This is a genomic window from Methylobacterium sp. WL120, assembly GCF_008039465.1.
Classification (GTDB): domain Bacteria; phylum Pseudomonadota; class Alphaproteobacteria; order Rhizobiales; family Beijerinckiaceae; genus Methylobacterium; species Methylobacterium cerastii.
In genome coordinates this window covers 31,571-55,551 of sequence record NZ_VRUT01000008.1, presented here as the reverse complement: position 1 = coordinate 55,551, position 23,981 = coordinate 31,571, and the positions used below count along the sequence as shown (strand labels likewise).

At 68.4% G+C, this 23,981-nt stretch carries 26 protein-coding genes; 5 read left to right on the top strand and 21 right to left on the bottom strand.

Features of this window, described 5'->3' with window-relative positions:
- Window position 1: 1 nt before the first annotated feature.
- Complete coding sequence (gene thpR / locus FV229_RS03270) at window positions 2–541, top strand: RNA 2',3'-cyclic phosphodiesterase (RefSeq protein WP_147750567.1); 540 nt, start codon at window positions 2–4, stop codon at window positions 539–541.
- 6 nt (window positions 542–547) lie between these two features.
- Here thpR and coaA read toward each other — a convergent pair whose 3' ends face one another.
- The 14 genes from coaA to FV229_RS03200 form a co-directional block, all read right to left on the bottom strand.
- Entirely contained in the window at window positions 548–1,558 is a 1,011-nt protein-coding gene (coaA, locus tag FV229_RS03265) for a type I pantothenate kinase (protein ID WP_147750566.1), read from the bottom strand.
- Window positions 1,555–1,878 (bottom strand): phosphoribosyl-ATP diphosphatase, encoded by a 324-nt coding sequence (locus tag FV229_RS03260; protein ID WP_147750565.1) that lies wholly within the window; start codon window positions 1,876–1,878, stop codon window positions 1,555–1,557. Before FV229_RS03260 ends, coaA begins: the two co-directional genes overlap by 4 nt.
- A 209-nt stretch (window positions 1,879–2,087) precedes the next feature.
- The gene (gene hisF / locus FV229_RS03255) at window positions 2,088–2,864 is read right to left on the bottom strand and encodes an imidazole glycerol phosphate synthase subunit HisF (protein WP_147750564.1); all 777 of its coding nucleotides are present in this window, start codon (window positions 2,862–2,864) and stop codon (window positions 2,088–2,090) included.
- Window positions 2,865–2,876: 12 nt separating this feature from the next.
- Entirely contained in the window at window positions 2,877–3,362 is a 486-nt protein-coding gene (locus FV229_RS03250) for a DUF29 domain-containing protein (protein WP_147750563.1), read from the bottom strand.
- 37 nt (window positions 3,363–3,399) lie between these two features.
- Window positions 3,400–4,146, bottom strand: a complete 747-nt coding sequence (hisA, locus tag FV229_RS03245; protein ID WP_147750562.1) for a 1-(5-phosphoribosyl)-5-[(5-phosphoribosylamino)methylideneamino]imidazole-4-carboxamide isomerase — start codon at window positions 4,144–4,146, stop codon at window positions 3,400–3,402.
- A gap of 44 nt (window positions 4,147–4,190) precedes the next feature.
- Entirely contained in the window at window positions 4,191–4,853 is a 663-nt protein-coding gene (hisH, locus tag FV229_RS03240; protein ID WP_147750561.1) for an imidazole glycerol phosphate synthase subunit HisH, read from the bottom strand.
- A 22-nt stretch (window positions 4,854–4,875) separates the two neighbouring features.
- Window positions 4,876–5,355: a DUF2628 domain-containing protein gene (locus tag FV229_RS03235; protein ID WP_147750581.1), complete on the bottom strand. Its 480-nt coding sequence runs from the start codon at window positions 5,353–5,355 to the stop codon at window positions 4,876–4,878.
- Between the two features lie 106 nt (window positions 5,356–5,461).
- Window positions 5,462–6,049: an imidazoleglycerol-phosphate dehydratase HisB gene (gene hisB, locus FV229_RS03230; RefSeq protein ID WP_147750560.1), complete on the bottom strand. Its 588-nt coding sequence runs from the start codon at window positions 6,047–6,049 to the stop codon at window positions 5,462–5,464.
- Window positions 6,050–6,136: 87 nt separating this feature from the next.
- Window positions 6,137–7,012 (bottom strand): S-methyl-5'-thioadenosine phosphorylase, encoded by an 876-nt coding sequence (locus tag FV229_RS03225; RefSeq protein WP_147750559.1) that lies wholly within the window; start codon window positions 7,010–7,012, stop codon window positions 6,137–6,139.
- A 264-nt stretch (window positions 7,013–7,276) separates the two neighbouring features.
- A complete protein-coding gene (locus tag FV229_RS03220; protein ID WP_147750558.1) occupies window positions 7,277–8,188 on the bottom strand; it encodes a cytochrome c1 in 912 nt (303 codons plus the stop codon).
- Between the two features lie 20 nt (window positions 8,189–8,208).
- Window positions 8,209–9,495 carry a cytochrome b N-terminal domain-containing protein gene (locus FV229_RS03215; RefSeq protein ID WP_147750557.1) on the bottom strand — a complete coding sequence of 429 codons (1,287 nt, stop codon included), beginning with the start codon at window positions 9,493–9,495 and terminating at the stop codon, window positions 8,209–8,211.
- Between the two features lie 17 nt (window positions 9,496–9,512).
- The gene (gene petA / locus FV229_RS03210; RefSeq protein WP_147750556.1) at window positions 9,513–10,085 is read right to left on the bottom strand and encodes a ubiquinol-cytochrome c reductase iron-sulfur subunit; all 573 of its coding nucleotides are present in this window, start codon (window positions 10,083–10,085) and stop codon (window positions 9,513–9,515) included.
- Between the two features lie 249 nt (window positions 10,086–10,334).
- Window positions 10,335–11,744, bottom strand: a complete 1,410-nt coding sequence (locus FV229_RS03205) for an MATE family efflux transporter (RefSeq protein WP_147750555.1) — start codon at window positions 11,742–11,744, stop codon at window positions 10,335–10,337.
- Between the two features lie 196 nt (window positions 11,745–11,940).
- On the bottom strand, window positions 11,941–13,824 hold the full coding sequence (locus FV229_RS03200) for an ABC transporter ATP-binding protein (RefSeq protein ID WP_147750580.1): 1,884 nt from the start codon (window positions 13,822–13,824) through the stop codon (window positions 11,941–11,943).
- Between the two features lie 175 nt (window positions 13,825–13,999).
- On the opposite strand from FV229_RS03200, the gene FV229_RS03195 reads away from it, so the two are divergent.
- Entirely contained in the window at window positions 14,000–14,497 is a 498-nt protein-coding gene (locus FV229_RS03195; RefSeq protein WP_147750579.1) for a tRNA (cytidine(34)-2'-O)-methyltransferase, read from the top strand.
- A gap of 231 nt (window positions 14,498–14,728) precedes the next feature.
- Window positions 14,729–15,586, top strand: a complete 858-nt coding sequence (locus tag FV229_RS03190; RefSeq protein ID WP_147750554.1) for a manganese catalase family protein — start codon at window positions 14,729–14,731, stop codon at window positions 15,584–15,586.
- Between the two features lie 44 nt (window positions 15,587–15,630).
- On the opposite strand, the gene FV229_RS03185 is transcribed toward FV229_RS03190, so the two are convergent.
- Window positions 15,631–16,035, bottom strand: coding sequence for a carboxymuconolactone decarboxylase family protein (locus tag FV229_RS03185; RefSeq protein WP_147750553.1), 405 nt, complete (start codon window positions 16,033–16,035; stop codon window positions 15,631–15,633).
- Entirely contained in the window at window positions 15,968–16,396 is a 429-nt protein-coding gene (locus FV229_RS03180) for a MerR family transcriptional regulator (protein WP_147750552.1), read from the bottom strand. Before FV229_RS03180 ends, FV229_RS03185 begins: the two co-directional genes overlap by 68 nt.
- Before the next feature lie 148 nt (window positions 16,397–16,544).
- On the opposite strand from FV229_RS03180, the gene hemF reads away from it, so the two are divergent.
- Both hemF and FV229_RS03170 read left to right on the top strand, forming a co-directional pair.
- The gene (gene hemF, locus FV229_RS03175; protein WP_147750551.1) at window positions 16,545–17,474 is read left to right on the top strand and encodes an oxygen-dependent coproporphyrinogen oxidase; all 930 of its coding nucleotides are present in this window, start codon (window positions 16,545–16,547) and stop codon (window positions 17,472–17,474) included.
- A 98-nt stretch (window positions 17,475–17,572) separates the two neighbouring features.
- Entirely contained in the window at window positions 17,573–18,700 is a 1,128-nt protein-coding gene (locus tag FV229_RS03170) for an ATP-dependent RecD-like DNA helicase (RefSeq protein WP_147750578.1), read from the top strand.
- A 143-nt stretch (window positions 18,701–18,843) separates the two neighbouring features.
- On the opposite strand, the gene FV229_RS03165 is transcribed toward FV229_RS03170, so the two are convergent.
- The 5 genes from FV229_RS03165 to FV229_RS03145 all read right to left on the bottom strand — a co-directional run bounded on the left by FV229_RS03165 (window position 18,844) and on the right by FV229_RS03145 (window position 23,874).
- Window positions 18,844–19,992 carry an XRE family transcriptional regulator gene (locus FV229_RS03165; RefSeq protein WP_246688027.1) on the bottom strand — a complete coding sequence of 383 codons (1,149 nt, stop codon included), beginning with the start codon at window positions 19,990–19,992 and terminating at the stop codon, window positions 18,844–18,846.
- On the bottom strand, window positions 19,985–20,650 hold the full coding sequence (locus tag FV229_RS03160; protein WP_147750549.1) for a hypothetical protein: 666 nt from the start codon (window positions 20,648–20,650) through the stop codon (window positions 19,985–19,987). The genes FV229_RS03165 and FV229_RS03160 overlap by 8 nt, the downstream gene beginning before the upstream one ends.
- Window positions 20,651–20,957: 307 nt before the next feature.
- Window positions 20,958–21,203 (bottom strand): hypothetical protein, encoded by a 246-nt coding sequence (locus FV229_RS03155; RefSeq protein WP_147750548.1) that lies wholly within the window; start codon window positions 21,201–21,203, stop codon window positions 20,958–20,960.
- Window positions 21,204–21,430: 227 nt separating this feature from the next.
- The gene (gene trpB / locus FV229_RS03150) at window positions 21,431–22,651 is read right to left on the bottom strand and encodes a tryptophan synthase subunit beta (protein WP_147750547.1); all 1,221 of its coding nucleotides are present in this window, start codon (window positions 22,649–22,651) and stop codon (window positions 21,431–21,433) included.
- Window positions 22,652–22,878: 227 nt separating this feature from the next.
- Window positions 22,879–23,874 carry a cytochrome c family protein gene (locus FV229_RS03145; protein ID WP_147750546.1) on the bottom strand — a complete coding sequence of 332 codons (996 nt, stop codon included), beginning with the start codon at window positions 23,872–23,874 and terminating at the stop codon, window positions 22,879–22,881.
- Window positions 23,875–23,981: the final 107 nt, after the last annotated feature.

Here is a 23,981-nt window from a genome sequence, read left to right as displayed (position 1 = left end):
GATGCCGCGCCTATTCACGGCGCTCGCCCTCCCGCCGGAGATCGCCGCCGGGTTGGCACCGTTCCGCGGCGGCCTGCCCGGCGCCCGCTGGATCGAGCCGGCGGATTACCACGTCACCCTGCGCTTCCTCGGCGACGTGCCGGTCGCCCTGGCCGAGGACGCGGTGGAGGCGCTCTCCGAGATGCGGGCGCGCCGGGCGATCGCGGTGGTGCTGGACGGCCTCTCGGTGTTCGGCGGCGACAAGCCGCGCGCGCTGCTGGCCAGCGTCGCGGCCAACCCCGACCTGATGGACCTCCAGGCCGAGCAGGAGCGCCTGATCCGAAGGGCCGGCGCCGAGCCGGAGCGGCGCAAGTTCGTGCCGCACGTGACGCTGGCGCGCCTGCGCCGCGAGGCCACGCCCGAGGCGGTGGCGATGGCCTTGTCGCAGGCGCCGATCTTCACGCCCCAGCGCTTCTCCGCGACGGAGGTGGTGCTGTACTCCGCGCGCGACTCGACCGGCGGCGGGCCGTACGTCGCGGAAGCCGCGTTTCCGTTCGCCTGAAGGGGCCTACAACCGCCGCAGCGCCACGCTCTCGATGCGGTGGCTCGCTCCCTTGGCCAGGATCAGGCTGGCGCGCTGGCGGGTCGGCAGGATGTTGTCGCGCAGGTTCGGCAAGTTGATCGTCGACCACAGCCGGTCGGCGATGGCGAGCGCTTCCGCCTCCGGCACCTCGGCGTATTTGCGGAAGTACGAGCGGGGGTCGCGGAACGCGGTCTGGCGCAGGCGCATGAAGCGCATCACGTACCACCGGTGCAGGTCGTCCTCGTGCCCGTCGAGGTAGATCGAGAAGTCGAAGAAGTCGGAGACGAACGGGATCGCGGTGCCGTCGCGCGGCAGGCGCGCCGGCTGCAACACGTTCAGGCCCTCGACGATCAGGATGTCGGGGCTCTCCACCACCCGCTCCTCGCCGGCCACCCGGTCGTAGACGAGGTGGGAGTAGAGCGGCGCGGTCACGCGCTTCCGGCCCGATTTCACGTCGTGCAGGAACTGCAGCAGGGCGGCGGTGTCGTAGCTTTCCGGGAAGCCCTTCCGGTCCATGATGCCCTGCGCGGCGAGCTCGGCGTTCGGCAGCAGGAACCCGTCGGTGGTGACGAGGTCGACCTTCGGGGTGTTCGGCCAGCGCGCGAGCAGCGCGGTGAGCACGCGGGCCGTGGTCGACTTGCCCACCGCCACGGAGCCGGCGAGCCCGATGATGTAGGGCGCCTTGGTCTCGCGCTCGGCCATCAGGAAGCGCTGGGTCGCCTTGAACAGCCCCTGGCTCGCCGCAACGTAGAGCGAGAGCAGCCGCGACAGCGGCAGGTAGATCGCGACCACCTCCTCCAGCGAGATCGGGTCGTTCAGCGATTGCAGGCGCTCCACGTCCTCCTGCGTCAGGGTGAGCGGCGTGTCGGCGCGCAGCTGCGCCCAGGATTCGCGGCTGAACAGGCGATAGGGCGAGATCCGCTCGGGCCCGTCGCCCGTGACCGGGTTCTGCCCCGTCACCGGATTCTGGCCGGGGGCGAGCGCGGCCGCCTTCATGCCGGCGGCCTCGACGCCTTCTCGGCGATGCCGCTCTGCGCGGTGCGGCGTTCCAGCTCCGCCATCACCGCCGACAGCTCGACGCCCCCGGCGCGCAGCAGCACGACGAGGTGGTAGAGCACGTCCGCCGCCTCGTTGGTCAGGCCGGCCTTGTCCCCCTGCACCGCGGCGATGGCGGCCTCCACCGCCTCCTCGCCGAGCTTCTTGGCGGCCTTGGCCGGGCCGCCGGCGAGCAGCTTGGCCGTGTAGGACTGGTCGGGCGCGGTGCCGGCGCGGCTCGCCACGAGGCGTGCGAGGTCGTCGAGGGTGTAGGCGGACATACAAGACCCGTGCGGCAGGGTTCGAAGGCGACGATGCCGTCGCCGGAACCTGCGTCAACGGCGGGCGCCGGGCAAGCGGGGAGCCGGCGCAGGAGCGCGTCGCCACCCGCATTTCCGCGACGGCCGGCCGGAATTGTCGGAAAAATGGTTCCGGATCGTGCCATGCCCAGGCCCTGCTATGGGAATGGGTTCACCGCATGGGACCGGGTTCAGGCGTCCAGCCGCATGGCGAGGCCGGCCGCCGCCATGTGCACCTTGGCCTCGGCGACGCTGTGCTGCCCGAAATGGAAGATCGAGGCCGCCAGCACCGCGCTGGCATGGCCCTCGGCGACGCCGGCCACGAGGTCGTCGAGCCCGCCGACGCCGCCAGAGGCGATCACCGGCACGGTCACCGCGTCGGCGATGGCGCGGATCAGCGCGAGGTCGTAGCCCGAGCGCGTCCCGTCCCGGTCCATCGAGGTGACGAGCAGCTCGCCCGCCCCCTTGGCCGCCACCGTGCGGGCGAAGGCGATCGCGTCGAGGCCGGTGGGGGTGCGGCCGCCATGGGTGAAGATCTGCCACGCGTCCGGCTCGCCCGGCGCCGAGGTGCGCTTGGCGTCGATCGCCACCACGACGCATTGCGCGCCGAACTTCTCCGCGGCCCGCGCCACGAGGTCGGGGTCGTTCACGGCCGCCGTGTTGATCGCGACCTTGTCGGCGCCGGCGAGCAGCAGCGCGCGCACGTCCGTCACCGCCCGCACGCCGCCGCCGACGGTGAGCGGCATGAAGCAGGCCTCCGCCGTGCGGCTCACCACGTCGAGCAGGGTGCCGCGCGCCTCGTGGCTCGCGGTGATGTCGAGGAAGCAGAGCTCGTCGGCGCCGGCCGCGTCGTAGGCCTTGGCCGCCTCCACCGGATCGCCCGCGTCGCGCAGCTCGAGGAACTTCACGCCCTTGACGACGCGGCCGTCCTTGACGTCGAGGCAGGGGATGATGCGGGTCTTGAGCACGGGGGCGGCCCTTCAGGCGGTCGTGTCGTCGGGGTCGATCGCGAAGGGACGCGTCAGCATCTCGTCGCGGGTGTAGGGGCAGGTCTCGGGGAAGGTCGCGAGGGGCAGCCGGGTCTCCCGCGCCGCCTTCAACCGGGCCGTGTCGTAGGCGCGTTCGAGCGCCTCGTCCAACCGGCTCTTGAGGCCGGGGTTGTCCTTCAGCACGAAGGATGCCTCCTTGCACTGCTCCTTGATCGACAGCGTCCAGGACCGCGTTCGGCGCGCCGGCTGATGATCGAACTTCAGCATGTGCAGGAGGAGGACGCGCCACGCGCTGACGAGGCTGTTGAACTCGCTCTTGCCCAAGCTCTCGATCTCCTCGGCGAGGTTCTGCAGATCGAGGGCGGTCAGGTCGCCGGCCCGGAGGCGCGCGCTCTGCTCCTGCGTCCAGGTGTAGAAATCGTCCGCGTAGGCCGTTCCGGCCTCCGCCGGTCGCGCCGCCTTCGCCAAAGCCGTCATCGCAGCCTCCCGGCAAATCCTTGACCGGGCGAGACTATCACGAGGCGGCGTTGCCGCGCGCGGCCTTGATCGCGAACAGCGCCGCCCGCGGGTCGATGCGGCCGTCGTAGAGGGCGCGGCCGGTGATGGCGCCGGCCAGCATCGCGCAATCGGGCTCGAGCAGGCGGTGCACGTCCTCGATCGAGGCGAGGCCGCCCGAGGCGATCACCGGGATGCTCACGGCTTCGGCGAGCGCCACCGTCATCTCGATGTTGAGGCCCTTCAGGATGCCGTCGCGGGCGATGTCGGTGTAGATGATCGCCGAGACGCCGGCATCCTCGAAACGGCGGCCGAGGTCTTCCGCCGTCATGCTGGAGGTCTCGGCCCAGCCCGCCACCGCGACGCGCCCGTCCTTGGCGTCGATGCCCACCGCGATCTTGCCCGGATGGCGCCGCGCCGCCTCGTGGACGAAGGCCGGGTCGCGCACGGCTGCCGTGCCGATGATCACCCGGGCGACGCCCTTCTCGAGCCAGCCCTCCAGCGTCCGCATCTCGCGGATGCCGCCGCCGAGCTGCACCGGGATGTCGATCTCGGCCAGGATCGCGTCGACCGCGGCCGCGTTCATCGGCGCGCCGGCGAAGGCGCCGTCGAGGTCGACCACGTGCAGCCAGGAGAAGCCCTGGTCGGCGAACGCCCGGGCCTGCGCGGCCGGGTCGTCGTTGAACACCACGGCCTGCGCCATGTCGCCCTGCACGAGCCGGACGCAATGTCCTTCCTTGAGATCGATGGCCGGATACAGGATCACGCGGACGCTCGTTTCTTCTGGGCGGTCGATGGAGGACGCGGCATCTACGGACGCCAGCGCAGAAAGTTCGCGAGCAGGGCCAGCCCGAGATTCTGGCTCTTCTCCGGGTGGAATTGCGTGCCGGCGAGGTTGTCGCGCGCCACCATCGCGGTGACGGGACCGCCGTATTCCGCCTCGGCGACGACCTCGTCCGGGCGATCGGCCTTGAGGGCGAAGCTGTGCACGAAGTAGGCGTGCAGCCCGTCCGGCCCGGTGCGGATGCCGTCGAGCAGGGGATGGTCGCGTGCCGGCGCCAGGGTGTTCCAGCCCATGTGCGGGATCTTCAAGGCGGGATCCGACGGCCGGATCGGCCCGACGTCGCCCGAGATCCAGCCGAGGCCGTCCGTGGTCTCGTATTCGAGGCCGCGGGTGGCCATGAGCTGCATGCCGACGCAGATGCCGAGGAACGGGCGCCCCGATCCGATCGCCGCCTCGCCCATCGCCTCCACGAGGCCGGGGACGGCGTCGAGCCCGCGGCGGCAGTCGGCGTAGGCGCCGACGCCGGGGAGCACGATCCGGTCGGCGCGCGCGACCGCATCCGGATCGCCGGTGACGACGATGCGGGTCTCAGGCAGGCCGGCTTCGCGGGCGGCCCGCTCGAAGGCCTTGGCCGCCGAGTGCAGGTTGCCCGACCCGTAATCGATGATCGCGACGGTCTCGGCGCTCACGGTCTCTGTCCCTTGAAGACGCTCACCGGCCGCCCTGCGCCGGGAACAGGCCGATCACCGGCTCGACCGCGCGGGCGCCGGCGAACTCGGTCGAGGTTCGCACACTCGGCGTGCGGGCGGGGTCGAGCCAGCGCGTCATCGCCTTGGCCTCGGCCTCGTCGGCATTGAAGGCCACCACCGCGTCGCGCGCCGGCCGGCCGTTGCGGGCAAGCGTCCAGCGCCGGAGCGAGGACGCCTCGAGCCCGATCAGGACCAGGACCAGCAGCGTGATGACGGTGCCGGCCGCCGGCGACAGGCCGAGGCCGTAGCCGACGAGGGCCGTGGCGCCGAGCCCGGCGAGGACGAGCAGGGCGGCGAGCCAGAGGCGGTGATACAGGAACCACAGGACCGAGAAGGCGAAGGCCGTGCCTGAGAACCCGTCCGGCACCAGCTGCGCCCGGTCCAGGTCGTGCGCCTCGCCGGGGCGGGCCTCGTGCGGCAGATGGAGCGTGTAGCTGCGCATCCTCATGGCGACCCTCTTCCTCCCCCGTCACGCCTTCGAACTGGCGCAACCTTCGCGAACGCGCCGGTAACCCTAGAGCGAACCCCGGCCCAGAGCGAACCCCGACCTAAAGCGAACCTTTGGTCGAGGGCACCCGCCCCTCCTCCCGAGGATCGACCGCGACGGCCTTCCGCAAGGCGCGGGCCAGCCCCTTGAAGCAGCTCTCGGCGATGTGGTGGGCGTTGTCGCCGTAGAGCGTCTCGACGTGGAGCGTGATGCCGGCGTTCATGGCGAAGGCCTGGAACCACTCGCGCACCAGTTCGGTGTCGAAGGCGCCGATCTTCTCGACGCGGAACGCGGTGCGGAACACCAGGAACGGCCGGCCCGAGATGTCGATCGCGACGCGGCTCAGGGTCTCGTCCATCGGCATGTGGATGTCGGCGTAGCGCGCGATCCCGCGCTTGTCGCCGAGCGCTTTCGCGAAGGCCTGGCCCAGCGCGATGCCGCAATCCTCCACCGTGTGGTGCTGGTCGACGTGCAGGTCGCCGGTCACCCGGGCCTCGACGTCGAACAGCCCGTGCCGGGCGAAGAGCTCCAGCATGTGGTCGAGGAAGCCGACGCCGGTGGCGATCCCGATCTTGCCGGTGCCGTCGAGGTCGATCGAGACCGAGACGTCGGTCTCCGCCGTCTTCCGGCTGATGCTGGCGCTGCGCATGGGCTTCGTGATTTTTCGTTGGCCGGGCCGACGCGGCCGGCTTTGGTGCCTTCTAGTGCGGAAGCCGTCGCCGGGGAAAGGGGCTGCTCAACCGTTGAGCACGCGCCCCGCCACCGCGTCGAGCTTGGCCAGCAGCTCCGGGTCGCGGTGGGACGGCGCCGTCATGATCGCGCCGTCGAGCGCCCGGTGCGAGCCCGCTGGGCAATCCTCGCGGGTCGCGGGCAGGTCGCGGGCGAGCCGCGCCACGAGGCGGGCGGCCTTGTCGGCGTTGGCCCGCGCCACTGCGACGACGGCGGCCACGTCGACCGCGTCGTGGCCCGGATGCCAGCAGTCGAAATCGGTGACCATCGCGATGGTGGCGTAGGTGATCTCGGCCTCGCGGGCGAGCTTGGCCTCGGGCATGTTGGTCATGCCGATCACGTCGAACCCTTGCGCCTTGTAGCTCTTCGATTCGGCGAGCGAGGAGAATTGCGGCCCCTCCATGCAGACGTAGGTGCCGCCGCGGTGCACCGCGATCCCCTCGGCCTCGGCCGCGTTCGCGATCCGCTTCTGCAGGTTCGGGCCGACCGGGTGGGCGAGCGAGACGTGGGCGACGCAGCCGTTGCCGAAGAACGAAGACGGACGCCCCACCGTCCGGTCCACGAACTGATCGACGAGCACGAACAGGCCCGGATGCAGCTCGTTGCGGAACGAGCCGCAGGCCGACAGCGAGACGAGGTCGGTGACGCCGGCCCGCTTCATCGCGTCGATGTTGGCGCGGTAGTCGATGCCGGTGGGCGAGAGCCGGTGCCCGCGCCCGTGCCGGGCCAGGAACACCACTTTGGTGTCGCCGACGTGCCCGATCCGCAGGGCGTCGGACGGCTCGCCCCAGGGCGAGGCGACCCGCTCCTCGCGCACGTCCTCGAGCCCCGGCAGGTCGTAGACCCCGGACCCGCCCATCACACCGAGCACCGCTGCCGTCATGTCGTTCGTCCGTTGAGACTGGTGGGGTACGGGATCCGCGACGGAGCTCTCTCTGCCAGGGAGAGAGGGTTGGGGTGAGGGCCGTGATCTCTCCGGAAAGCTCACGCCCCTCATCCTGTCCTTCTCCCCCTGGGAGAAGGGACCCGCGCAGGTCTCGGCGAGGTCGAGATCTCCGCGACCCGCTATCACGATCCGCGTGCGGCGCAAAAACGCGAACGGGCCCCGCGAGGGACCCGTTCGGTCGTCCGTGGATCGATCGCGCGATCAGCCCGCCTTGTGCAGCTCGGGCTGGAGGCCGTGGACCTCGCCGCCGACGTCGGCCCAGACGCGCTTCTTGACGTAGTAGAGCAGGCCCGAGAGCAGGATCAGGAACAGGATCACCCGCAGGCCGAGCGCCTTGCGCGCCATCATGTGCGGCTCCGCGGCCCAGGCCATGAAGGCCGCGACGTCCCGGGTGTACTGGTCGACCGTCTCCGGCACGACCGGCTGGCCGGCCTCGTTCTTGGCGTAGGTGACCTGCCCGTCGCTGATCGGGTTCGGCATCGCGATCAGGTGGCCGGGATAGTACTTGTTGTAGTGCACCCCGTCCGGCACCTCGGTGCCCTTCGGGGGCTCCTCGTAGCCGTTCAGCACCGCGTGGATGTAGTCCACGCCCTGCTCGGAATAGCCCACGAAGGGGAGCGCATCGGTGATGAACCACGGGAAGCCGCGCTCGAAGGTGCGGGCCTTGGCGAGCACCGAGAAGTCCGGCGGCGCCTTGCCGCCGTTGGCCGCGGCGGCCGCCTGGTCGTTCGGGAAGGGCGGCGGGAACTTGTCGGCCGGGCGGCCGGGCCGCTCGAACATCTCGCCCGCGTCGTTGGGGCCGTCCTTGACCTGGTAGGTCGCGGCCAGCGCCTTGACCTGGCTCTCCGAGAAGTCGGGGCCGCCCTCCTCCGCGAGGTTGCGGAAGTCCACGAGCTTCATCGAGTGGCAGGCGGAGCAGACCTCCTTGTAGACCTGGAAGCCGCGCTGGAGCTGGGCCTGGTCGAACCGGCCGAACACGCCGGCGTAGCTCCACTTCAGGCGGGGCGGCTGGTTGCCGCCGTGGGCGTCCTCGGCGGAGGCCGCCGAGGAGCCCAGCGGGGCGCCGAGGGAAAGCGCCAGCAGGGAGGCGGCGAGAAGGCTCGAGAGTTTCATCGTCGGTTCCGGTCCTGCCCTCAGCCCTTGGTGGTCGGCGCCGCGGCGGCGCCCGCCGGCATCCCCGACCCGCTCACCTGCTTGCCCGGCCCGGTGACGCTCTCCAGGATCGATCCGGGCAGCGCCTTCGGGGTCTCGATCAGGCCGACGATCGGCATGACGAGAAGGAAGTGGGCGAAGTAGTAGAAGGTGCAGATCTGCGAGGCGATGACGTAGCCGCCCTCCGGCGGCTTGGCGCCGAGCCAGCCGAGGATGACCGTGACCGCGAGGAACAGCCAGAAGAACTGGCGATAGATCGGGCGGTAGTTGCACGAGCGCACCCGCGACGTGTCGAGCCAGGGCGCGAGCGCCAGGATCAGCACCGCCGAGAACATCAGGATGACGCCGCCGAGCTTCGAGGGCACCGCGCGCAGGATCGCGTAGAACGGCAGGAAGTACCATTCGGGCACGATGTGGGCCGGGGTCACGGCGGGGTTGGCCGGGACGTAGTTGTCGGCGTGGCCGAGGTAGTTCGGCTGGTAGAAGATGAACCACGCGAACAGGATCATGAACACCACCACGGCGAACACGTCCTTGATCGTGGCGTAGGGGGTGAAGGGCACCGCGTCCTTCGAGGACTTGATCGGGATGCCGGTCGGGTTGTTCTGGCCGGTGACGTGCAGCGCCCAGACGTGGAGCACCACGACGCCGACGATCATCCATGGCAGCAGGTAGTGCAGCGAGAAGAAGCGGTTGATCGTCGGGTTGCCGACCGAATAGCCGCCCCAGAGCAGGCTCTGGATGGTGTCGCCGACCACGGGGATCGCGGCGAGGATGTTGGTGATGACGGTGGCGCCCCAGAAGCTCATCTGGCCCCACGGCAGGGTGTAGCCGAGGAAGGCGGTGGCCATCATCAGGAGATAGATGATCACGCCGAGGATGTAGAGCACCTCGCGCGGGGCCTTGTACGACCCGTAATACAGCGCCCGGAAGATGTGCACGTAGACGGCGACGAAGAACATCGAAGCGCCGTTGGCGTGTGCGTAGCGCAGCAGCCAGCCGTAGTTCACATCGCGCATGATGTGCTCGACGGAGTTGAACGCCTGGGTCGCCGAGGGCTCGTAATGCATGGCGAGCCAGACGCCGGTGACGATCTGGATGCCGAGGAACGCCATCAGGATGGCGCCGAAGGTCCAGAAGTAGTTCAGGTTGCGCGGCACCGGGAAGGCGACGAACGAGGAATGCACCAGCCCGACGATGGGCAGGCGCGCCTCGAACCACTTCGCGACGCGGCTCTTGGGGACGTAGGCGTTGGCGTGAGCGCTCATGGGATGTCCCTCGTGTCTCAGGCCGCGGCCTTGGCTTCCTCGCCGATGCGGATCTTCGCGTCGGTCTGGAAGGAGTAGGGCGGGATCGGAAGGTTGATCGGGGCGGGGCCGCGGCGGACACGGCCGACGGCGTCGAACTGCGAGCCGTGGCAGGGGCAGGCCCAGCCCTCGAAGTTGCCCTGGTGGCCGATCGGCACGCAGCCGAGGTGGGTGCAGTTGCCGTAGACCACGAGCCACTGGTCGTGGCCCTTCTTGACCCGCGCGCCGAAGGGGGCCGGATCGGAAAGCTGGCCCTCTGGAATCGCCTTCATGTCCGTCACCTCTTTCTCGGTGAGCTTGCGGACGAAGATCAGCTTGCCGCGCCAGAACACGTTGACGATCTGGCCGTCGGTGATCGGGGTCAGGTCCACGTCGATCGGCGCGCCGGCGGCGATGGTCGCGGCGTCCGGTGCCATCGAGGCGACGAAGGGCCATGCGACGGCGCCGACGCCGACCGCGAGGCCTGCGCCCGTGGCTAGGAACATGAAGTCGCGGCGGGTTCCGTCCGGGGCGGCTGTGCCGGTGGACGCGGCGGCGGAGGTGTTCGCCAAGGTCGTCAATCTCCCAGTGTGCCGTCGCCCGGTGTCGTGCCGTCGGGCGGGTCGGTGGAGCGCTCCCGAGCGGATGGAATTCCGGGCACGCCCGACGCGTCGGGCCGCCCGCGCAGGGTGGACCAGAGCATCATCGTTCTAATCTGTGCAATGCGACCGCACGTCGCCCGAAGTCAAGCCAAGCTGCGCGGTAGGGCGACACGGAGCGGCGTTCCTCGCGACACGGATCGGCCTTCCTATCGTGTCGTCCTACCGCGCCGGCGGTAGGGCGGTCAGCCGGCGCCAGCGCGCGGTGAGCAGAACCGCCACCACGAACAGGCCGGCGCAGAAGCCGAGCCAGATCCCGTAGCCCTGCAGCCCCGCGCCCCAGGCCAGCGCCGCGCCGGCAGGCACGCCGACGCCCCAGTAGCCGCCGACGGCGATCCACATCGGCACCTTCGTGTCCTGCAGGCCGCGCAGCATGCCGAGGGCGACCGACTGCACCCCGTCGGCTACGGCGAACATGGCCGCGAAGCCGAGGAAGCCCACCGCGTAGGGCATCACCGACGCGTTGGCGGGTGCGTCGACGTCGAGGAACAGCCCGATCAGCAGGCGCGGCGCGCCGAGTTGGAGGCTGGCGCAGACCAGCATGAAGCCGAAGCCGAGTCCCAGCGCGACGCGGCCGGCGAGCCGCACTCCGGCGCGGTCGTGCGCACCGTGCCGCAGGCCGATGCGCACGGTGGCGCCCTGCGCGACCCCGTTCGGGACCATGAAGCAGAGCGCCGCGATCTGGATCGCCACCGCGTGCGCGGCGAGCTGCGCCGCGCCGAACAGGCCCATGCCGAGCACCGCCGCCTCGAACAGCCCGGCCTCGGCCAGGCCTGTTCCCGCCATCGGCAGGCCGAGGCGGAACAGGGCGGAGAGCCGCGCCGCATCGAAGCGCCAGACCCGATGGAGCAGCCGGTACTGTCGCAGGCCGCGGTCGCGTAGGATCACCGCGACGAGCACGAGGAGCGTGAAGGACGCCGCGCAGGTGGTGGCGATGCCGACCCCGACCAAGCCCATGCCGAGGCGCCCGGGCCCCTCGAAGGCGAGCCAGATCCCGAGGCCGACGTTGACCGGTAACGCCAACAGGCTGGCGGCCAGCGGCCAGTTCGGGCGTTCCAGCGCCGCGAAGGCGCCGCGCATGACCATGAACAGCAGAGCCGGCCACATCGCCCATTGCAGCGCCCGCATGTAGCGGCCGGCGGCCTCGGCCAGCGCCGGCGGCTCGCCGATCGCTTCGAGCAACGCCTGCGTGTGCCACAGGCCGAGCATCAGCGGGATCGCGACGAGGGTCGCGGCCCAGAAGCCGGCGCGCACGATGCGGCGCACGGCGTCCGAATCGGTGCGGTCGCGCCCGAGCGCCTCCGCGATCAGAGGCGCCACCGCCGAGGTCAGGCCGATGCCGCAGATGAACAGGATGAAGTACAGGCTGGTGGCGAGCGTCGCCGCGGCGAGCTCGGAGGCTCCGAGTCGCCCGAGCATCACCGTGTCGGCGGTGATCAGCCCGTGTTGGGCGAGATTGGTAAAGACGAGGGGGGCGGCGAGCGCGAGCGTCGCGCGCAGCTCCGTGATCCAGGGCCGGCGAAACGGGGGCCGTCCCTCAACGGCGGACGCCGCGAGGCCGAATGCCGGCATGTCTTGGTCTCTCGATTTGGACGTTGCTCAGAGCCGACCTTCCCTCCCCCCTCTGCGGGGGAGGGTGGCCCGCGAAGCGGGTCGGGAGAGGGGAGCACCGTATCCGGAGAGGTTGGTTCCCCTCTCCCGACCCTCGCTCACGCGAGGCCCACCCTCCCCCGCCGCGGGGGAGGGAAGCGCGCGTGATCGACGAGACCTACCCCGGCAACGCGTCGGAAATCTGACGGGCCTCGGGTTTGGGCGCCCGGTCGGGCAGGAAGCCGCCCGATTGCCGCTCCCACAGGCGGGCGTAGAGACCGCCCTGGCCGATCAGCTCGGCATGCGTCCCTTCCTCCACGATGCGGCCCTCGTCGATGACCACGAGGCGGTCGAGCGCCGCGATGGTCGAGAGCCGGTGGGCGATGGCGAGCACGGTCTTGCCCTGCATCAGGGTGTCGAGGCTCTCCTGGATCGCCGCCTCGACCTCGGAATCCAGCGCCGACGTCGCCTCGTCGAGGATCAGCACGGGAGCGTCCTTGAGGATCACCCGGGCGATGGCGATGCGCTGGCGCTGGCCGCCCGAGAGCCTCACCCCACGCTCGCCGACCTGGGCGTCGTAGCCGCGCCGGCCCTTGTGATCGACGAGGTCGTGGATGAAGGCGTCGGCATGCGCCAGCTCGGCGGCGCGGGCGACCGCGTCCATGGTCGCGTCGGGGCGGCCGTAGGCGATGTTGTCGCGGATCGAGCGGTGCAGCAACGAGGTGTCCTGGCTGACCATGGCGATGGCGCCGCGCAGCGAATCCTGCGTGACGCGCGCGATGTCCTGGCCGTCGACGGTGATGCGGCCGCTCTCGACGTCGTGCAGGCGCAGCAAGAGCGAGGTGATCGTGGTCTTGCCCGCGCCGCTGACGCCGACGAGGCCGACCTTCTCGCCGGCCCGGATGTGGAGCGACAGGTTCTCGATCACGTTGGCGTCGCCACGCCCGTAATGGAAGCCGACGTTCTCGAAGCGGATGTCGCCGCCCGCGACCTTCAGCACGGCGGCGTCGGGCGCATCGACGAGCCCGTGCGGACGGCTGATCGTCTGCATGCTCTCCTGGATCACGCCGACGTTCTCGAACACGCCGCGCACGGTTTGCATGACCCAGCCCGACATCGCGAGCAGGCGCAGCACCAGGGCGAGGCCGGCGGCGGCCTCCCCCGTCGTCATGCCGCCGCGCTGCCACAGCACGAGGCACAGGCTGCCGGTGGCCAGCAGCAGGGCGCTGTTGAGGATGCCGAGCAGGGTCGTCGTCAGCGTCACCAGCCGGAACTGGTGCAGGTAGGTCCGAATGTTGCTGTCGATCGCCTCGCGCACGGCGGCGCGCTCCTCGCGGTCGCGGGCGAAGAGCTTGACGGTGAGGATGTTGGTGTAGCTGTCGACCACGCGGCCGACCAGCGCCGAGCGGGTCTCGGCGGTGCGGTGCGACCGTTCTCGGGCGCGGGGCACGAACCACGCCGTCAGCGCGGCGTAGGCCGCGATCCAGACGACGACCGGTAGGGCCAGCCACACCGAGATCGACGAGAACAGCCCGACCGCGGTGATCGCGTAGATCGCCACGTAGAGCAAGGTGTCGATGAACACGACCGCGATCTCGCGCACCGCCGGGCCGACCTGCACGATGCGGTTGGCAAGGCGGCCGGCGAAGTCGCCCTGGAAGTACGAGAGCGAGTGGCCGAGGGTATAAAGGTGGGTGCGCCAGCGGACCTGGTTGGTGGTCTGCGGCACGATGAGCTGGTTCGAGGCGACCTCGTGCAGCCAGATCGTGATCGGGCGCACGACCACGAGGAACAGGGCGGCGAGCGCCAGCCCGAGCCCGTGCTCCTGCAGCAGGGTCGTGCGGTCGGCGCCGTTCATCAGGTCGATGAACCAGCGCATCAGCAGGTAGAGCGAGGCCTCGACCGTGCCCGCCACCACAGCGATGACGAACAGGGCGGCGAGGGCGGCCCGCATCGGCCGCAGGTAGAACGCGGCGAAGCCCAGCACGGTGCTGGGCGGCATCCGCTCCGCGTCGAAGGGCGCGAACGGGTCGATGCGGCGCTCGAGCCAGTCGAGGAACATGGTTTTGCGGGTGCTTTGCGTCGGGGAGGCGTGATCCTCATGTAAGCGCGCCGCGGTCCCGGCCAAGCGGGAGGCGATGCCGCAGCGCGTCGGGGCTGCCATGCGCGGGCGCCGGTCGGCCAGCCTCGCCGAGGCGGATTGGTCGGCGGGGCCGGAGCGGATATCCCCTTTGGCCATGCTCCGCCTCGCGCTCTACCAGCCCGACATCCCACAGAACACCGGCACGCTGCTGCGCATGGCGGCCTGCCTCGGGCTCGCCGTCGAGATCATCGAGCCGGCGGGCTTCGACGTGTCCGACCGGCACCTGCGCCGCTCGGGGCTGGACTACCTCGACCACGTCGCGATCACCCGGCACCGCTCCTGGGCGGCGTTCTCGGCGTGGCGCGTGCAGGAGGGCATCCGCCTGGTGCTCGCCACCACCGCGGGCGCCTTGCCCTACACGGACTTCGCCTTCCGCGACGGCGACTGCGTCCTGATGGGGCGCGAATCGGCCGGCGTCCCCGGGGCGGTCCACGCGGCGGCCGACGCGCGGGTGGTGGTGCCGATCCGAGAGGGCATGCGCTCGCTCAACGTCGCCGTGGCCGCGGCGATGATCTGCGGCGAGGCGATCCGGCAAGGAGCCGGGCAAGGGACCGCGCAAGGGGTCGTCCTAAGGGCTGGTCTCACGCCCTGAACCGCACGCGATGCCCGCCGCACCTCCAGAGGGCGAACGGTCTCCTGCGGCCCGCGCAGGCAGGTGAAGCAGGCGAGAGACGCGGGGCGGCGGAGGATATTTCTGCCGTGACGGCGTGAACCGATTCAGAAAACCAAGGTTTCAGGGGGTAAGACGAGCGAACTTCGCGTCGAGAGGCGCGGGATCATCTTTGCTTGTCGTTCACTCAACTTTCCACGAAGGAAATAACATATGTTCTATGTCGACAAGCGGCTCCAGTATCCTGTCAAGGTCGAGAGCCCGGACCCGGTCTACGCGCGCATGCTGCAGCAGGCCATCGGCGGCATCGAGGGCGAGATCCGCGTCTGCATGCAGTACTTCTTCCAGGCGTGGGGCTCCCGCGGGCCGACGACGAAGTATCGGGACATGCTCCTCAACACGGCGACCGAGGAGATGGGCCATATCGAGATGCTGGCGACCGCCGTCGCGATGAACCTCGAGAACGCGCCGACCAAGCTTCAGGAAGCGGGCGTCGCCGACAAGGTGGTCGGCGCCGTCATGGGCGGAGAGAACCCGCGCCACGTGGTCGAGGGCATGCTGCACCGGCACCTACTCTCGACCGGCATGGCCGCCTTCCCGGCTAATTGCGAGGGCGTGCCCTTCGACATGAGCCACGTCTACGCGAGCGGGAACCTCGCTGCCGACATGTACTGCAACGTCGCCGCCGAGACGACGGGGCGGGTGCTCGCGGTCCGGCTGTCGAACGCGACCAACGATCCCGGCATGAAGGACATGTGGAGCTTCCTCATCGCACGCGACACGATGCACCAGCAGCAATGGCTCGCGGTGATCGAGGAGCTGGGGGGCTACGAGGGCTCGCTGCCGATCCCGAACAGCTTCCCGCAGAGCGAGGAGCACCAGAAGTACAATTACAGCTTCTTCGCCACCGGCGTCGAAGGCTCCCCGGCCCCCGAGGGGCGCTGGACCAGCGGCCCGTCGCTCGACGGCAAGGGCGTCTACAACGTCGTCCAGAACGCGCCGATGGGCCAGGAGCCGGTGCTCGGCCCGGCACGCCCCGACAGCGGCGCCCAGAGCCAGCAGATCGGCTGATCGCGAACCCCACCGCATCCGGTGGTCGCGGCGCGCGGTCGGCTTCAGGCCGTCGCGCGCGCCGCGAAGACCTCCTTGGCGGCGAACAGGCCGTTGAGGGCGGCCGGGAAGCCGGCATAGACCGCCATCTGCATGATGGTCTCGACGATCTCGTCGCGAGACAGGCCGACGTTCAGCCCCGCCGCGATGTGCACCTTCAGTTGCGGGGCGGCGTTGCCCAGCGTGGTCAGCGCCGCGATCGTGGCGATCTCGCGCGACCGCAGGTCGAGGCCGGGGCGGCTGTATATGTCGCCGAACGGGAACTCGATCAGGTAGCGGGCGAAGTCCGGCGCGATGTCGGCGAGCGCCGCCACCACGTGCTCCCCGCCCTTCCCGTCGATCTCAGCGAGCGCGCGGGCGCCGCGCGCGTAGCGGCTTTCCGTCGTCGGGTTCTGCTGGTCCGTCGTCATCGTTCATCCCTTCGGTGGTGTCGGCATAGCCGGCGATCTTCGTGTCCAGGACCGTCAGGGCCTCCCGCAACGCGGCGACGTGCGCGCGGACCTGCACGCGATGCCGTTCGAGCAGCAGCCTGCGGTCCGGGGCCGTCGCCGGTCTGGCCTGCCGCAGGGCCGCGTATTCGAGCATCGTCCGGATCGGCATGCCGGTGGTCTTGAGGCGGTCGAGGAAGCCGATCCAGGTCAGGATCGACGCGTCGTAGTCCCGATGCCCGGAGGCATCGCGGCCAACGAACGGCAGCAGCCCGATCCGCTCGTAGTAGCGGATGGTGTGGCCCGTCAGCCGAGAGCGTCGCGCGAGTTCGCCGATCCGCATGCACCCCGTGCTCCTGGGACCCTTTGGCCCTCGGCACGATGTTCTGGAGGCTACGACTTCGAGCGTGCTCGAAGTCAAGCGAGGGGTGCGGCCCGGTTTCGCCGTCGGTGAATTGACGGCGGGTGAGCGGAATGGGACATCCGCCTCCATGACGATGCCGGACACACCCGCCCTCCCCCGTCTGCCCGAGGCCGACATCACGGCGCTCAAGGCCGAGGCGACCGCGTGGTTCACGACGCTGCGCGACCGCATCGTCGCCGCGCTCGAAACGCTGGAGGCCGACGCGAGCGGCCCCTTCCACCCGGACGCGCCGGACGCTGCGCAGACCTTCAAGAAGACCCCCTGGGAGCGCACCGACCACACCGGCCTCCCGGGCGGCGGCGGCACCATGGCGATGCTGCACGGCCGGGTGTTCGAGAAGGCAGGCGTCCACGTCTCGGCGGTCCACGGCGAGTTCGCGCCGGAATTCCGCGCGCAGATGCCGGGGGCCGCCGAGGACCCGCGCTTCTTCGCCACCGGCATCTCGCTGATCGCGCATCCGTGGAACCCGAACGTGCCGACGGTGCACATGAACACCCGCTTCGTGGTGACCACGAAGACGTGGTTCGGCGGCGGCGCCGACCTCACCCCCGTGCTGGAGCGCCGGCGCACGCAGGACGACCCCGACACGCAGCACTTCCACTCCTGCCTCAAGGCGGCGTGCGATGCCCACGCTCCTGCTGCGGATTACGACAGGTACAAGCGGTGGTGCGAGGAGTACTTCTACCTGCCGCACCGCAAGGAGCCCCGCGGCGTCGGCGGGATCTTCTACGACTACCACTGGACCGGCGACCCGCAGGCCGACCTCGCCTACACCCGCGACGTCGGCGGCGCCTTCCTCGCGGCCTATCCCGAGATCGTCCGGCGCAACGTCGCGACGCCGTGGACCGAGGAGGACCGGCTGGAGCAGCAGGTGCGGCGCGGGCGCTACGTCGAGTTCAACCTGCTGCACGACCGCGGCACGATCTTCGGCCTGAAGACCGGCGGGAACGTCGCCTCGATCCTGTCCTCGCTGCCACCCACCGTGCGCTGGCCGTGAGCGACGACCGCGCCGAGGACGCGCACAAGCACAAGCCCTTGCACAAGCCCTTGCACGAGGACCTATCCAACCACTTGCCCGACCACTTGCCCGACCACTTGCCCAACCACTCGCACACGCCCAAGCACTTCGCCCCGCAGCAGGACGCGGCGCTGAAGGCCATCGCGGCCTGGCGCAAGGACAAGGGCGCCGCCCAGGTCTTCCGGCTGTTCGGCTACGCCGGCACCGGCAAGACCACGCTCGCCCGCCGCATCGCCGACGACGTCGAGGGCTCCGTCGTGTTCGGCGCCTTCACCGGCAAGGCGGCCTCGGTGATGCGGCAGAAGGGCTGCGCGGACGCCGCGACGATCCACTCGCTGATCTACCGCACCAAGGAGACGGAAGAGGGCGGCCCCGCCTTCTCCCTCAACCGCGCCGGGCCGGCGGCCAAGGCCGACCTCATCGTCATCGACGAGTGCTCGATGGTCGACTCCGACCTCGGCCACGACCTGCTGTCGTTCGACAAGCCGGTGCTGGTGCTCGGCGACCCGGCCCAGCTCCCGCCGGTGCGCGGCGGCGGCTTCTTCACCGAGGCCGAGCCCGACGTGATGCTCACCGAGGTCCACCGCCAGGCCAAGGACGACCCGATCGTCCGCATGGCGATGACGGTGCGCGAGGGCGGCCGACTCGAGCTCGGCGCGTACGGCGCCAGCCGCGTGGTCTCGCGCCGGTCGATCGACCCGACCCAGGTGCTCGATTGCGACCAGGTGCTGGTGGGCATGAACAAGACCCGCCGGCTCTACAACGGGCGGCTGCGGGAGCTCGCCGGCCACGTCGACCCGATGCCGGCGGTGGGCGAGAAGCTGGTCTGCCTGCGCAACGACCGCACCAAGGGCCTGCTCAACGGCTCGACCTGGACCGTGCAGGCCCTGCGCGCCCCGCCCCGCCCCGACACGATCCGCCTCGACGTGGTGCCCGAGGACGACGGGGGCACGCGCAAGCGCGCCGTCGACATCAAGGTTTTACGCGCCGTGATCTCCGGGTCCGAGGAGGAGATCCCGGCGTTCCTGCGCCGCGAGACCGACGAGTTCACCTACGGCTACGCGCTCACCGTGCACAAAGCGCAAGGCTCGCAGTGGGACAAGGTGGTGCTGTTCGACGAATCGTTCGCCTTCCGCGAGCACCGGGCACGGTGGCTCTACACCGGCCTGACGCGGGCGGCGCAGGCGATCACGGTGGTGGTGTAGGGGCAGGGTGTCCGATGCCGGGTAAGCGGCCCCGACCCTGTCATTCCGCGGCGCCGACGGCGAGCTCGGAATCCAGAGCTGCCGTTGGCTGATAGTGTCTCAGTTTGAAACCGAACTTTTTTTGCGTCAAGTATGACGCGCCGCTATCCAGTTGCGACAACCGATCTCGTGAGCAGGCTAGTTTCCCCAGGTGCGCCAAATAAGTTCGCAATCAGATTAAGCGAAAAGCCAATTGTATCTTCTACGCCTTGAGCGGGTAAGGCGCGCCTTGCAGCAAAAAGGCGCCAGCACTTGAGGAGCCATTGCGGCATTTCAATGGGTATTTCTCTATCAAGCGGCTCAATTTTGTTCCACTTATTTGAGCTGATCTGTTTTCTAAACAACACATACTGATAATCGTCGATAATTCCGAGCCGTTTTGCCCAGTGTGCGATTGCCTGCATCGAAACTCGCCACCGTAATTTAAGTCCTTTAAGATGACTTAAACGGGTTGAAAAAAACTCACGCATCATCGCCACGCGAGGAAATAGGAACGCTGCAGCAAAAGCATGAGCCTCCAATTCTATGCGTTCTCTGACGGATTTTTCCTCTAAATCTTCTTGTGCTATATCGCGATGAAGTAGCAAATGAGCAAGCTCATGGGCTGCATCAAATCTTGATCGACAACTTGACTGCTTTTCGGAGCCAAGCAAAATGTAAGGACGCTTTTCGATCCAGCATGAAAAGGCGTCTACATCGTCTGATATTAAGCTGAGTCTTGTAACTATTACGCCATGAGTCTCGAACAGCGCTACGACATTTGCAATTGGACCGTCACCTAGCCCCCAGTGCCTCCGGACGCGCTCTGCAGCACTCTCCAACTCTTCAAGAGTGTAATGTATGCCGTGCTCTGGAGGGAGAATATCGGGCAAATTGGGCGCCGGAAAACGAATTTCGGATCCAACGAGGTTTACCAGTTCCCAGAGCCATTTAGCCCTGACGTCAAGAGCGTAGTTAAGCTTATTGGATCGAGCGCCCACGCTACGGAAATAGCGAGTACCTTGATGGCGCTCAATAGAAGGGCTTGGCTTTAGAAAAAACGGAACGGGTTGTTCTAGCGCGCTTGCGATACGGATAATTACAGACATGTCTGGACGGCGTTCGCCAGTCTCATAGTGACCAATAGCTTGCCCACTAAGATCTATCTCTCGCGCTAATTCGGCACGCGACTTCTGCTTGGCGAGCCGGGCTTCGACTAGCCGAGCAGGAGAGAAGCCAGAACTACGATCCGGGAAAGATAAAACCTTAGTCATTGTCACGAAAATGCCGTTCGATGCTCTCGATGATCTCAGGGTCTGGTGACTCCGTAGGACCTTCGGGTGGGGTCAACATGCCGATCGCCACGTGCGGCAATCGCATCAAATTATTGGTCCGAAATATGTGACCATTTTTGTCCGGGCTTGGGTAAGCGATGTGTGCGAAATTGAGATCTTGATATCCATGAAGTATGTGCAATGACCGCCGCTCACCATCTAAGATTGCTTGCTCAATTTTTCTGCGGCGCTCTGCTTCATCGTCTTCAAACAATAGAGATTGATTGGACTCCTCAAAATTTGCACGGAAAACAGCTTTGCGTGGTTTTTTGCTAGCATCTTCGACTTGATTAGCTGTAATCAGAGCGCGATTTGTTCTAATTACGAAATGTTTGCCCGTAGGCCGAGCATAGTTCTCCCAACTACCGTCGAAGGGTAGGTCACCGGTTTTGACCAATCGCTCAAGTTCGAACGACACGGCTAACATAATAAGATCGCCGCGCTGATACTGACCACCCGGAGTCGATAGATAAACGTTCTGATCGATAGTTCTGTCGGCAGTCGCATACGCACGGCGCAGAGCGGATGGGATGAGGGGGCGTATCGTCGAAGGAAATTCCTCGTCGATAAAAATTTCGGCTGGGTTGTCCGCGGCCATGTCGGTGCCTGTAGTGGAGTGCAATTTCCTACAGAAGCCGACATTCGTATCAAAAAGTCAACACCCTCGCGACTTCGCCTATCGTTTGGTGACCGCATTTCGTGCGATCTCTCGGCCCAACGTTCTGCCGGCATACCTGCCGATCGCGCAGCAGCTGTCTCAACCCATCTCGGCCGCAGCCTCATTCATCTTGGGTTTGGTCAGGCCGAAGTTCTCCGGCTCTTCTGCAGTAACGATGCGCATTGCTTTTACGGCGTTGCCGTTTGTGTCGGTAGGGCGCGTCTGGCCTTTGGTCCCGTGGGCATGGCTAATACTTAATCCCACCGGCGTCGCGGTCGTAGATGTTCTCAATAGCTGCGGCTATTTCGTCGTGCAGCACATCGCCATCAAGCTCTGGATCGCTCAGATCGAGGCCCGCTGTCTTTGCGGCAGCCCTCAATTTCTCAACCTCATCAGCAGCCCAATCATCTAGCCGGGCGTCCCACCGAGCGGGATCATTTCGGATATTCGAAGCGATCCAGTCGCGCACAAAGCTTGATGCTTGCTCGGCCATACCCATCTCCTGATCGGCGGCAAGTATACGCCAGCGTTAGTTATCGCGCGACGGACCGGAACAGGAACGCGAGCCTCAACCGTTCGAAGTCGGATTTCGAACCGACCTACTACCCATCGACTCTATGACTTGTTGACTCGCCGTTTCTAGATTCCGGGCTCCGCTGCGCGGCCCCGGAACGACGGAGGGGATGTTTTGCGAAACCCTGTCCGCGAGACGAGGCCGCCTCAGAGCTTCGTCCCAAAGATCTCCGCCACCTGCGGGATGTCCTTGTCGCCGCGGCCGCACAGGTTCATCACCATGAGGTGGTCGGCGGGCTTGTTCGGGGCCATCTCCAGCACCTTGGCCAGCGCGTGGGCCGGCTCCAGCGCCGGGATGATGCCTTCCTGCATCGAGCACAGCTTGAACGCGCCCAGCGCCTCCTGGTCGGTGGCCGAGAGGTAGGTGACGCGGCCGGATTCGTGCAGCCACGCGTGCTCGGGGCCGATGCCCGGATAGTCGAGGCCGGCCGAGATCGAGTGCGCGTCCGCGATCTGCCCGTCGTCGTCCATCAGCAGGTAGGTGCGGTTGCCGTGCAGCACGCCCGGCCGGCCGCCCGAGAGCGAGGCCGCGTGCAGGCCGGAGGACACGCCGTGCCCGGCGGCCTCGACGCCGAAGATCTCGACCTCGCGGTCGTCGAGGAACGGGTGGAACAGCCCCATCGCGTTCGAGCCGCCGCCGATGCAGGCCACGAGCGAGTCGGGCAGCCGCCCCTCGGCCTCCAGCATCTGCTCCTTGGTCTCGCGGCCGATGATCGACTGGAAGTCGCGCACCATCGCCGGATAGGGATGCGGGCCGGCGACCGTGCCGATGCAGTAGAACGTGTCGGCGACGTTGGTGACCCAGTCGCGCAGGGCCTCGTTCATCGCGTCCTTGAGGGTCTTGGTGCCGGACTCGACCGGGATCACCTCGGCGCCGAGCATCTTCATCCGGAAGACGTTGGGCGCCTGGCGCGCCACGTCGACGGCGCCCATGTAGACGACGCAGGTCAGGCCGAACCGGGCGCAGAGGGTCGCGGTGGCGACGCCGTGCTGGCCGGCGCCGGTCTCGGCGATGATCCGCTTCTTGCCCATCCGCCGGGCGAGCAGGATCTGCCCCAGCACGTTGTTCACCTTGTGCGAGCCGGTGTGGTTCAGCTCGTCGCGCTTGAAGTAGATCTTCGCGCCGCCGCAATGCTCGGTCAGCCGCTCGGCGAAGTAGAGCGGGCTCGGCCGGCCGACATAGTGCTTCAGGTAGCCGTCCATCTCGGCCTGGAACGTCGGGTCGGCCTTCGCCGCGGCGTAGGCCTCCTCCAGGGAGAGGATCAGCGGCATCAGCGTCTCGGCGACGAAGCGGCCGCCGAAGATGCCGAACCGGCCGCGCTCGTCGGGGCCGGTGCGGAACGAGTTCGGAGGGGGAGACAGGGTCACGGGTCGCGTCCTTGTTCGCGAGGGTGGGGTCGCGACGCGGTGATCGCGATGGGCCGTCCGGGTGCGGGGCGCACCGGGCGGGCCGTGTGGGGTCGGGTTTGCGGTCAGATCGCCCCGCGGGTCAACACGCGCCGGCGCATGGCGGACGGGGCCGACCGTCGCGGCGGGAAACGAAAAGGCCGGGCGTCGCCGCCCGGCCTTCGTCGTCCGATCCCGTTCGGGCCGGGCTATTGCGGCTTGTCGGCCGGGACCCCCTGCACGCTGCCGTTGGCCTTCAGGTCCTGGGCCTTCTGCTCGGCCGCAGGGTCGGCCTTGGCCGGCGCGTCGGTGGTCGCGGGCGCCGGCGGCGCGGTCGGCGCGGGCGCCGTGTCGGAGGAGGGCGACGGCCCGCTGCTCTCGGGCGCCGACTTCTGCTCGACCGCGTTGCGGTTCTCGGACCCGGCGCCGGCGGGCGCGCCCGGCGGCTTCTCGGTGACGGGCTTGTCGGTCTTCACGTCGGCGGGCTTGGCCGGGCTGTCCTTGCCCTCGGAGGCCTTGCCGGCGGCCGGCTTCTCCGAGGTCGGCTTGTCGGCCGGCTTCTCGGCAGCCTTCGCATCAGCCGGCTTCTCGGCGGGCTTGGCGGCGTCCGCGGGCTTCGCCGCGTCGGCCGGCTTGGCCGCGTCCGCAGGCTTGGCCTCCGCCGCCTTCTCGGCCACCGGGAGCGGCTTCGGGCTGTCCGACAGGGTGTGGAGGTAGGCGATGACGTTGGCGCGTTCCTGCGGCGACGAGATGCCGGCGAACGCCATCTTCGTGCCCTTCACGTAGGCCTTCGGGCTGGTGAGGAATTCGTCGAGGTCGGCGTAGGTCCAGGCGCCGCCCTTCTCCTTCATCCCGGCCGAGTACTCGAAGCCCTCGTGGCCGCCCTTCTTGCGCTCGACCACCTCCCACAGGTCCGGGCCGACCTTGTTCGGGCCGCCCTTCTCGAAGCTGTGGCAGGCCTGGCAGGCCTTGGTGCCGCCCTGGCCCTTCTCGACGTTGGCCGAGGCCAGGCGCACCGCGATCGGCTCGACCTTGGCGGCCTCGGGCGCGGCGGCGCTCTCTTCCTTGGCCTCCGGCAGGTCGTAGCCGGCCTTGCCCGCGGGCTTGGGGTGGTAGATCAGCTCGGCGACGAAGCCCGATCCGGCCACGAACAGCAGGGCGCCGAGGACCGCACCGGCCACCTTGTTCAGCTCGAACGAGTCCATGCTCTCTTCAACTCCTGTCGCGCTGCGCGGCGGGCCGGCCCACGCCCGGCGTGCCGGCGCCGGACTTTGGAAGATTTCGAGGGTGCTTAGCCGCTCCAAGCCGACCT

Excerpts from the sequence above, each read along its gene's own strand:
- thpR (WP_147750567.1), top strand. The coding sequence starts at position 2 with ATGCCGCGCCTATTCACGGCGCTCGCCCTCCCGCCGGAGATCGCCGCC.
- coaA (WP_147750566.1), bottom strand. The coding sequence starts at position 1,558 with ATGAAGGCGGCCGCGCTCGCCCCCGGCCAGAATCCGGTGACGGGGCAG.
- FV229_RS03260 (WP_147750565.1), bottom strand. The coding sequence starts at position 1,878 with ATGTCCGCCTACACCCTCGACGACCTCGCACGCCTCGTGGCGAGCCGC.
- FV229_RS03250 (WP_147750563.1), bottom strand. The coding sequence starts at position 3,362 with ATGACGGCTTTGGCGAAGGCGGCGCGACCGGCGGAGGCCGGAACGGCC.
- FV229_RS03235 (WP_147750581.1), bottom strand. The coding sequence starts at position 5,355 with ATGCGCAGCTACACGCTCCATCTGCCGCACGAGGCCCGCCCCGGCGAG.
- hisB (WP_147750560.1), bottom strand. The coding sequence starts at position 6,049 with ATGCGCAGCGCCAGCATCAGCCGGAAGACGGCGGAGACCGACGTCTCG.
- FV229_RS03225 (WP_147750559.1), bottom strand. The coding sequence starts at position 7,012 with ATGACGGCAGCGGTGCTCGGTGTGATGGGCGGGTCCGGGGTCTACGAC.
- FV229_RS03220 (WP_147750558.1), bottom strand. The coding sequence starts at position 8,188 with ATGAAACTCTCGAGCCTTCTCGCCGCCTCCCTGCTGGCGCTTTCCCTC.
- FV229_RS03215 (WP_147750557.1), bottom strand. The coding sequence starts at position 9,495 with ATGAGCGCTCACGCCAACGCCTACGTCCCCAAGAGCCGCGTCGCGAAG.
- FV229_RS03205 (WP_147750555.1), bottom strand. The coding sequence starts at position 11,744 with ATGCCGGCATTCGGCCTCGCGGCGTCCGCCGTTGAGGGACGGCCCCCG.
- FV229_RS03200 (WP_147750580.1), bottom strand. The coding sequence starts at position 13,824 with ATGTTCCTCGACTGGCTCGAGCGCCGCATCGACCCGTTCGCGCCCTTC.
- FV229_RS03195 (WP_147750579.1), top strand. The coding sequence starts at position 14,000 with ATGCTCCGCCTCGCGCTCTACCAGCCCGACATCCCACAGAACACCGGC.
- FV229_RS03190 (WP_147750554.1), top strand. The coding sequence starts at position 14,729 with ATGTTCTATGTCGACAAGCGGCTCCAGTATCCTGTCAAGGTCGAGAGC.
- FV229_RS03185 (WP_147750553.1), bottom strand. The coding sequence starts at position 16,035 with ATGACGACGGACCAGCAGAACCCGACGACGGAAAGCCGCTACGCGCGC.
- FV229_RS03180 (WP_147750552.1), bottom strand. The coding sequence starts at position 16,396 with ATGCGGATCGGCGAACTCGCGCGACGCTCTCGGCTGACGGGCCACACC.
- hemF (WP_147750551.1), top strand. The coding sequence starts at position 16,545 with ATGACGATGCCGGACACACCCGCCCTCCCCCGTCTGCCCGAGGCCGAC.
- FV229_RS03165 (WP_246688027.1), bottom strand. The coding sequence starts at position 19,992 with ATGACTAAGGTTTTATCTTTCCCGGATCGTAGTTCTGGCTTCTCTCCT.
- FV229_RS03160 (WP_147750549.1), bottom strand. The coding sequence starts at position 20,650 with ATGGCCGCGGACAACCCAGCCGAAATTTTTATCGACGAGGAATTTCCT.
- FV229_RS03155 (WP_147750548.1), bottom strand. The coding sequence starts at position 21,203 with ATGGCCGAGCAAGCATCAAGCTTTGTGCGCGACTGGATCGCTTCGAAT.
- FV229_RS03145 (WP_147750546.1), bottom strand. The coding sequence starts at position 23,874 with ATGGACTCGTTCGAGCTGAACAAGGTGGCCGGTGCGGTCCTCGGCGCC.